Genomic DNA, 2,593 nt, shown 5'->3' with positions numbered 1-2,593 from the left:
GCTTCGGTCCGGATGCGATGACCGCGCGCGAAGCGCTGGAAATCGCCACGCTGGGCGGCGCGAAGGTGCTGGGTCGCGACGATATCGGCGCGCTCGCACCCGGCATGGCGGCGGATTTCGTATCGTTTGATCTGAGACAGCATGGGTTCGCCGGCGCGCTTCACGATCCGGTCGCGGCGCTGGTGTTCTGCGCGCCATCAACGGTTTCTACGAGCGTGATCGACGGGAACGTGGTGGTGCGCGATGGACATTTGACGACCGTGGATCTCGGTCCGATTGTCGAGCGGCATAACCGACTGGCGGGACAGCTAGTCGCAATGGCCTGACTTACCCACGAACGTTGGTCAGATAAGCGTTGCGGCGCGAAAGCGCCGCAACGGCTTCAAGGCGTCTCGATCAGCGAACGCGTTGCGTCCGCCACAAGATGTCGCAGCCAGCGAACTTCATCGGAGTAATGGCAGCGCTCGTGCCACAACTGGTAGTACTGCATCGGCGGAAAATCGAGTGGCGCGGGTACGACGGTCAGCGGCAAGAACTTCGCGTAGTGATCGGCAAAAAGACGTGTGGTCGTGAACACGAGGTCCGACTTGATCAGTACGTACGGCGCAAGGTTGAAGTAGGGCAACGTGACGACCACATGGCGCTTGAGCCGTTCGCGGGCCAGATGGACATCGATAGCGCCGCGCTGGCCCACGGAATAGGGCGTAGGCGCGAGATGCGGCGCGTTGAGGTATTGGTCGAGCGTGAGCGCGCCGCGCCGGGCGAATGGATGCGTGGCGCTGACGAGACAGACGATCTTGTCCACAAAGAGATTCGACAGATGCAGTTGCTCGGGCGGCTCGGGCCAGTTGCCCACGACGATATCGAGCTTGCCTTCTTCCAGCGCCAGCTCGTAGTCGAAGGCAGGTCCGAGCGAATGAAATTCAAGCGTGGCGTTGGGCGCAGCAATGCGAAACCGCTCGACCACGGTGGGCACGAACAGCACGTTCAGATAGTCCGGGCAGCCAATGCGATAACAGCGCACGGACGTGGACGGTTCGAAGTTGTGCTGCTGGACCTTGATGCGCTCGATTTCGCGCAGCGCATTTTGCGTGGGTTCGAGCAGGCGCAGGCCATATTCGGTCGGCACCATGCCCGCTTTGCCGCGTACGAGCAGCGGGTCGCCCGTGATGTCGCGCAGACGCCTGAGCGCTGCGCTGATGGCCGGTTGGGACTGGTTGAGCTTGACGGCTGCGCGCGTGACGCTGCGCTCGATCAAGAGGGTGTGGAGGACGCGCAACAGGTAAGTGTCGATCGCCTCGCGTTGCTGACTCATGGTGTCTCCAGTATACGTACAGGCTGATCGACAAGGGTGTCGGACATATCGTTTTTAATATGACGCATTGTTTCAGTCAATATGGGCATACCCGCGAACAGGTTCGCGCCGCAAGACCAGAAACGGCGCGGGAGGGGCGGGCGTACTATTTTGAGAAATCGACGTAACGCGTCGATTTGGGTATCTTTTGCTCGCAAGCCGGTCCTTTGCGTTTTCGACCCTCCCGGGTCAGCCGGGTTTGCGCATGTTCTACGATTTCTGATCTCCATGGGCGACGCCATTTCTTCTCCTACCCAGCCGGCGAACGCGCTCAAGCCGCGCCTCGCGCTACACGGCATCAGCAAGCAATATCCCGCCGTCAAGGCCAATGACGACGTGACACTCGTGGTCCAGCCCGGTGAAATCCATGCTGTGCTTGGCGAGAACGGCGCGGGCAAGTCGACGTTGATGAAGATCATCTACGGCGCGGTGCGTCCGGACGAAGGCGAGATTCAGTGGAACGGTGAGGTGGTGGAAATCGGCAGCCCGGCGGCGGCTCGCAAGCTGGGTATCGGCATGGTGTTCCAGCACTTCTCCCTCTTCGATACCCTGACGGTCGGCGAGAACATCGCGCTCGCCCTTGACGATAAATTCGACCTGAAGAAGCTGGCCAAGCGGATCCGCGAGGTATCGGCGGATTACGGACTCGATGTCGATCCGCAGCGCCACGTACACAGCCTTGCGGTGGGTGAGCGGCAACGCGTGGAAATCGTGCGCTGCCTGTTGCAGAACCCGCGCCTGTTGATCATGGATGAACCCACGTCCGTGCTGACGCCGCAAGCAGTCAAGAAGCTCTTTACCGTGCTGCGGCGGCTCGCGTCCGAAGGGTGCAGCATTCTCTATATCAGCCACAAGCTCGATGAGATCCAGGCGCTTTGCCAGAGCGCGACGGTGATGCGCGGGGGCCGCGTGACAGGGCGTTGCGATCCGCGCGAGGAGACGCATGCGTCGCTCGCGCAATTGATGGTCGGGCATTCGCTGCCCGACTACGAGCGCCGGGAACACACGCCGGGCGATGTAAAGCTCGCCGTAAAAAATCTTTCGGTGGCAAGCGAAGACCCGTTCGGTACGTCTCTGAAAGATGTTTCTTTCAACGTTCACGCGGGCGAAATTTTCGGGATTGCGGGGGTATCGGGAAACGGTCAGGCCGAATTGCTGGCGGCGCTGTCCGGTGAAATCCGCGACAAACATGTTCCCGCCGATGCCATCGCAATCGTCGGCCAGCCCGCCGCGCGCTTG

The 2,593-nt window shown here is 61.1% G+C and carries 3 protein-coding genes; 2 read left to right on the top strand and 1 reads right to left on the bottom strand.

Annotated elements, in window-relative coordinates; translation table 11 throughout:
- On the top strand, positions 1–326 hold a 326-nt coding region (locus tag WCA53_RS30570; RefSeq protein ID WP_423920265.1), incomplete at its 5' end, for an amidohydrolase family protein.
- Positions 327–382: 56 nt separating this feature from the next.
- Here the strand turns inward: WCA53_RS30570 and WCA53_RS30565 are convergent.
- Complete coding sequence (locus WCA53_RS30565) at positions 383–1,315, bottom strand: LysR substrate-binding domain-containing protein (RefSeq protein WP_423920260.1); 933 nt, start codon at positions 1,313–1,315, stop codon at positions 383–385.
- Between the two features lie 267 nt (positions 1,316–1,582).
- On the opposite strand from WCA53_RS30565, the gene WCA53_RS30560 reads away from it, so the two are divergent.
- A partial coding sequence (locus WCA53_RS30560) for an ABC transporter ATP-binding protein (protein ID WP_423920257.1) occupies positions 1,583–2,593 on the top strand: 1,011 nt, incomplete at its 3' end.

The sequence above is a fragment of the Caballeronia sp. genome (assembly GCF_049581465.1).
Lineage (GTDB): Bacteria > Pseudomonadota > Gammaproteobacteria > Burkholderiales > Burkholderiaceae > Caballeronia.
The sequence above is the reverse complement of the archived record's forward strand: the minus strand, read 5'-3'. Positions and strand labels throughout refer to the sequence as shown.